A 5,753-nucleotide genomic window follows, 5' to 3' on the forward strand; every position below is an offset into this window, starting at 1 on the left:
CCTGTCATCACTGCGCGAGCGCATTGCGCTCGTCGCCGGGCGCGCATTCGCGCGACCCGTTGGCTCATCCGGGCTACACTTGCTTGAATCCGGCATGTCGCCAAGACGAATTCGTCGCCGGCGATCCCTGGAGATGAAATTCAGCAGAAGAAAAAGCCCGGCTGTGTTGGGCCGGGCTCTCGTCAAGTGTTGCTGCCCCCCGGTTCTGGGGGACATCGAGGTTCTTATTTGATTTCCCACGTCGTGTTGTGCGGGATGTCCATCGCGAAATAGCCGCCCGCGCCAGCTGGCGCCGGCATGGTTATGCAGGCAAATGGCTCGCTCCCGGTGATCCCCTTATACTTCCCGGTACCGCCGGTGATGATGTGGGTGCCGCAATCCATTTTCGGCTGCGACTTATCGAGGTCGCGCGTATCGAAGGTTGAGAAAATCTTGTCACCGTCGCTGTCGGCCAGCACGCAGGCGCCGTCAATGTATTTCTTGTCGCCGGACGCCACGTTCAACGCTGTGCAATGGGCCGACATCTTGTCCAGCATCTTCTCTCCCTTCATGTTTTGCGTCGTCCCGACCGCCTCCAGCGAGGTCGCCGTACCTAATCCGGCGATGTCAATGCTCATCAACGGCTTAAAGATGAAGTGCGTCACGTAGGGGGTAGTCCCCTTCTTTTCAACCGGCTCTCCCAGGGCAACCGCGGGAGCAATGGCTACCAGTACCGCTGCGAAGAGCGTTGCTTTCGCAAGTGTCATCGCTATGGCGGCTGTCGCGTTTATGCTCAGGTCGATGGGCTTCATTGATTCCTCCCTGGATCAAGCGGCGGCTCACGCCTATGCCGCGAACTGCCGCGGAGTTGGAGACGACGTGCTGGCACGTAAGAGGCGTATCGTTGGTCCTTGCTGATGTCGAACTTCGCGCGAGGCGCTGAACGCCGACGCGATCATGCTCTAACGACGCTTCGCCGCAGACGGACGAAGTATGTAGGAGATTGTGGCTCCGATCGCCGGTTCATGACGTTCTCACAGAACCGGACTGAAGACAGGGCCGATGAACGGTTTACACACCTGCAAGAAGGCATAATCCGCACGATCCGAGCGTGCGGCATGGTAGCATCAAGTGCGCCCGACGTCAGCCATCATGTCTGGAAAGCGCAACGTATCGTCAACTGGCCTGACCTATCCGGCCATGCGGGATCTGACCATCTTGCCGATCCATAGGCGGATGAATGAGGTGCCACAAAACCAGATCACGGCTGTTCTTGCAGGATCGGTGCACCGAGTTCATCGAAACGGAAGAGCTGAAAGACCCGCTGGCCGTTGAAGTCGAGGATCCTCAAATCATCAGTCTCGTGCAGATTGCTTTCGACCGCGTGAAAATGCCCGCCGTAGCGCTCCCTGGCGAGCGACAATGGAACCTCAAACGCGACGAACTTGCCGATCCCTTTGTGCTTGAGCACCTCAAGAAGCTTCTGATCGCGTAAGGACTCGTGCGATGTGAGAATGAGCAGCGGACCGCTCGCCGTGAGCAGCAAAAGCGATTTCATCGGATACTCCTTCGCGGTTGGACTGAATTCACCCGTCATGTCCAGTTTAGCGCGGGCGGATTGGCGAGAGCATGATCCGCCGCTCTCTCGCGACAGGTCGGTGGGTTACGCTGAGTTCATCATCGGGCGCGCATTCGCGCGACCCGTTGGCTAACCCACTCTCTACTCGCTATCTCGAGGCCACCGGCGGTGCCGAGAGTGGCGAATTTGACGTCGGGATCTCGTCGTCCCATCCGTGCTCTTTCGCCGAATACCAATCGCGTCCGACCAGATTATGGGTATTTCCGTGGCTGGGAAGGCGGACGCTCGTCGATGCACCGAAGGCTTGATCGGCGTTGCGTTGCACCGCCTGATCGAGAATGAGCATCGAACCAACGGCGATAACGACTGCCGAGATTACTGACATGAGAAAAACGCGCATGGCAATCCTCCTCACCTCTTCATTTGGCGATCAAGTTATGCGCGCCTCGATCGACCACCTTGATCTGCGTCAAGACAGGCATGCAGCCCGTAGAATGGGTGGAGCGAAGCGATACCCATCACTTGCTGTCCAGGCTTCGATGGGTTTCGCAAAGGGCTCAACCCATCCTACTTTGCATGGGGTTGTTTTCGATATTTTTGGTTTGGGGCCGCTCCCCCTCTTCGGCGACCAGCAAGCGCAGCCCGTCAGACCGCCAGCAGCTCGTCGAGCAAGAAAAAGCCCGGCTCGAGGCCGGGCTTTTCGTTCATTGGCGCTTGTCCTGACCGTGGCCTCCGCCGCCGCCCGGTCCGCCGCCACCGCCGCGCGGTGCGGCGTTGACGTGCGGCGCGCCGCCGCCCTGCGGCATCGCGGGCGCTGCTGCGCGCGGGGCGGCCGGGGCCGGCATCTGCGCGCGTGCGCTCACCGGCGGGCCACCGCCGCCGCGCGCCGCATTGGGCTGCGTCATGTGGGGCGCGGCACGCTCGATCCGCGGCGCAGCCGCACGCGGTTCGTCATGACCGCGGGCCATGACCGGCGGCGTCTGCGTACGGGCGCGGGCCATCGGCTGTTCGCGCACGGTCGCTCTTGCGCTCTCACGCGTCATCCGCGCGTTCTCTCGCGCCATGCGGGGCTGCACCGCCGCGCGTTCGCGCACCTCGCGCGCGCTACGGGTAGCGATGTCTTTCTCCCGCGTCACGCGTTCCGTCACACCGGCGCGGGTCCGTTCCGTCGCACCGGCGCGCGTCCGTTCCTCGACACGGGCCCGCGACTTCTCCTCGACACCGACACGCGCATTTGCACGCGCCTTTGCCTCGGGGAGCGCAGCGTCGCGCGCGGCCGCCGCGCGGCCGATCCGGGCCGCCGAGCGGTCGATCGTCAACCGCGTCGCGAAACGCTCATGCGATTGCCAGTAGCCGCCCCAGTGGGCGCGGCGGTGATACCAGGGACGTCCCGCATAGTAGCTCGACCAGTACGAGGTCAGCACGAACGGCACGACGGGAACGTCGATCTCGTCGACATAGTCGGGCAGATAGACGTAGCGGTTGCGGTAGAGATATTCGAGATATCGCGACGACACCCAGCCACGTTCATCCGACCAGCTCACATCGCACCAGGCCTTGCCTCTGAAGCAGCCGTGGATGTTGACACGGTCGCCGCCGGGAATGCGGTCGACCGTCGGAAAGCCTTCACCGGGCCCTGCCTTCAGGCTGACCGTGGTGGTGACGATGCCCGGCGCCGCCAATGCGACGGCCGGCATCAGCAGCAGCACAGCTGCTGCGATAAACAATGCTCTCAGTTTCATGGCGAGTTCCTCCTCATGAGTAGGAACGTCGCAGCGAAGCAGGCGTTCCCTAAACGCGTGATCGCGTTAAGCGAAAGATGCAGACGTCTCGCAGGTGCGAGACGCGCCGACCTTGTTTGTCATTCCGGGATGCGCCAAGGGGTCAGCGCGTAGCTCGTCCGGACTACGCCCGCTTTGATTGTTGACGAGAAAACCTCTTCTCATAGTTGCGCATTGCCCAGACGCTTTCGCTGTCTTGGCGCCAGCCCTCAAGACGCGTGGTGTGGCAGCCGGCACACACTCTCGGTCTTAAGCGCGTCGTCGCTCGCGAAAGAGCCGCACTGTTCACAGACTTGCCGCAAATGCGTGTGGAGCATGCACGGGGGACAATTAGCTGAGTATCAATCCATGCGTTTGTCAGTTCTATCGACCGCCGTCGCCGAGCGCGCCGGCGTGCTGTGTTGTGTCTTGTTCATGGTGATAAGCGCTCAAGCGCTCGCGCAGACGCCGGCCACGGACAATCCGGGCCCGACCGCAGCGCAGCCCTCAGTTCCCGCGCAGGAAAAGCCTGCGGGGGCTACCGAAGAGAAACCGCCTGCCGCGGACGACAAGCCCGCCACCGCCGAGCAGAAGCCTGCGCCTGCAGAGGAGAAACCAGCCATCGCGCAGGACAAGCCCGCAGGCGTCGAGGAGAAGTCGGCTGCCACGGACGACAAGCCTGCGATCGTCGAGCCGAAGCCGGCCGCCGCCGAGGCGAAACCAACGGTTGCGCAGGACAAGCCCGCAGCAGTCGAGGCGAAACCGGCGGCCACGGACGACAAGCCTGCCATCGTCGAGCAGAAGCCGGCCCCATCAGAGGCGAAACCAACGGTCGCGCAGGACAAGCCCGCAGCGGTCGAGGCGAAGTCGGCGGCCGTGGACGACAAGCCTGCCATTGTCGAGCAGAAGCCGGCTGTCCCGGACGCGAAGCCTGCGGTCGTCGAGCAGAAGCTGGCGCCTGCCGGAAAAAAACCAGCGGTTGCGCCCGGCAAGCCCGCCTTGAAGCAGAAATCTGCCGCCAGGCAATCAGCAAGCGTTGTCCAGAGCAAAGCGGCAGAGCCCAATAAACCGGTGCAGCCGGCCAGCGCAGCCCACAAGCCGCGCGAGCGGACCATGGCCATGCTCTGCACCCACTTCCGCACCTACAATCCGACGTCCAAGACTTACCGGGGCTACGACGGCCAGACGCATTCCTGCCGATAGCAAGCGTAGCCCGGATGACCGCAACTCGTAGGGCGGATTAGCGCAGCGTAATCCGCCGCTCTCTCGCAACAGGTCGGTGGGTTACGCTGCGCTAACCCACCCTACTCGCCGCAAATCGACGACCTTTGGCCGAGCCAACATCATTCCATCATCTCCCGGCCGATCCAAAGCCGGTTGAGCCAGCGGACGACAAGGTCCGGCTGCTTGTCGCCTTGCAGGCGCGCCAGCGCCTCCTGGTAAGGGCCCACCGCGCGCAGGCGCATCGGAAGGCGGGGATAGATGCGGCGGATCCACGCCAGCGCCCGGTCCATGCTGCGTTGTTCGCGTTCGCCGAACTCAAATCCAAATTCCTGGGCCAACCGCTCCGGCAGCAAATGGGCCGTCAGCGCCCGATACCATTTCGGCACACGCAGCCCTGTCGCGGAGCCTGAAAAGATCTGCTCCGCAATGTCGCGGGCGGCGGGGCTGACCGCGAGACTGTCCGACTGCGCCATCGCCTCCGTGTAGGCGGCGAACGACGTCCAGTCCGCAGGCAAGTCGGCCGGTCGAATGCCGAACAACGCCGCGTAAAGTTTTGCCTCGGTCCAGTATTGTTCGCGCTCGCTGTTCGTGAGTGCAGGCAGGACGAGGTCATGCGTCTGCAGGGCGGTCTCCACCAGCGTGGCGTGAACCCAGCGCAGCGCCGAGACCTCATTGGCGCTGTAGCTCGAGCCGGCCTCATAGCGGCCTGCGGCTTGCGGCAATGTCCCGGTCACCACGGCGTGACGCCGATGCAGCCGGCGGCTGGCGGCCAACGCCTGATCGAGCGTGCCGAATACCATCGTGAACGTGATGTTGAAGGTCCGGTGAAACCGGCCAACCGGATCGGCAAAGGTTTTGGAATGCTCCGAAATGGCGGCAGCGACCCAGGGGTGCGCCAGTTGCAGCAACAGCGCCCGCCCCGCGCCAAGGAAAATCGCCGCCTCGCGATCGACCCGCCAGGTCAGCGAATCCGGACCGAACAGTCCCGCGACGGGCCCGGCCGCCGCCGCGCGAACGGTGTCGAGACTGTTTTCGAAATCATCGGCGGACAACAACAACGGCATTTCCTCAAGCAAGCGTAGATCCGGATGAGCGCAGCGACATCCGGGACAACTCTAACATCGCCCCCGGATATCGCGGAGCCTGTCATCACTGCGCGAGCGCATTGCGCTCGTCGCCGGGCGCGCATTCGCGCGACCCGTTGGCTCATC

The 5,753-nt window shown here is 63.2% G+C and carries 6 protein-coding genes; 1 reads left to right on the plus strand and 5 read right to left on the minus strand.

The features are described 5' to 3' along the window. Positions 1 to 224 precede the first annotated feature (224 nt). The 4 genes from JQ624_RS37915 to JQ624_RS37930 form a co-directional block, all read right to left on the minus strand. On the minus strand, positions 225 to 791 hold the full coding sequence (locus JQ624_RS37915) for a hypothetical protein (RefSeq protein WP_212423963.1): 567 nt from the start codon (positions 789 to 791) through the stop codon (positions 225 to 227). A gap of 449 nt (positions 792 to 1,240) precedes the next feature. Continuing rightward, on the minus strand, positions 1,241 to 1,537 hold the full coding sequence (locus JQ624_RS37920; protein WP_212423964.1) for a cytosolic protein: 297 nt from the start codon (positions 1,535 to 1,537) through the stop codon (positions 1,241 to 1,243). 169 nt (positions 1,538 to 1,706) lie between these two features. Beyond that, on the minus strand, positions 1,707 to 1,958 hold the full coding sequence (locus JQ624_RS37925; protein WP_212423965.1) for a hypothetical protein: 252 nt from the start codon (positions 1,956 to 1,958) through the stop codon (positions 1,707 to 1,709). 304 nt (positions 1,959 to 2,262) lie between these two features. Further along, on the minus strand, positions 2,263 to 3,300 hold the full coding sequence (locus JQ624_RS37930; protein ID WP_212423966.1) for an SH3 domain-containing protein: 1,038 nt from the start codon (positions 3,298 to 3,300) through the stop codon (positions 2,263 to 2,265). Positions 3,301 to 3,687: 387 nt separating this feature from the next. Here JQ624_RS37930 and JQ624_RS37935 point away from each other — a divergent pair, with 387 nt between their 5' ends. Further along, on the plus strand, positions 3,688 to 4,521 hold the full coding sequence (locus tag JQ624_RS37935; protein ID WP_212423967.1) for a BA14K family protein: 834 nt from the start codon (positions 3,688 to 3,690) through the stop codon (positions 4,519 to 4,521). A 140-nt stretch (positions 4,522 to 4,661) separates the two neighbouring features. On the opposite strand, the gene JQ624_RS37940 is transcribed toward JQ624_RS37935, so the two are convergent. After that, positions 4,662 to 5,597: an oxygenase MpaB family protein gene (locus JQ624_RS37940; RefSeq protein ID WP_212423968.1), complete on the minus strand. Its 936-nt coding sequence runs from the start codon at positions 5,595 to 5,597 to the stop codon at positions 4,662 to 4,664. Between the last annotated feature and the right edge of the window lie 156 nt (positions 5,598 to 5,753).

This window comes from Bradyrhizobium sp. AUGA SZCCT0283, assembly GCF_018130385.1.
GTDB lineage: Bacteria > Pseudomonadota > Alphaproteobacteria > Rhizobiales > Xanthobacteraceae > Bradyrhizobium.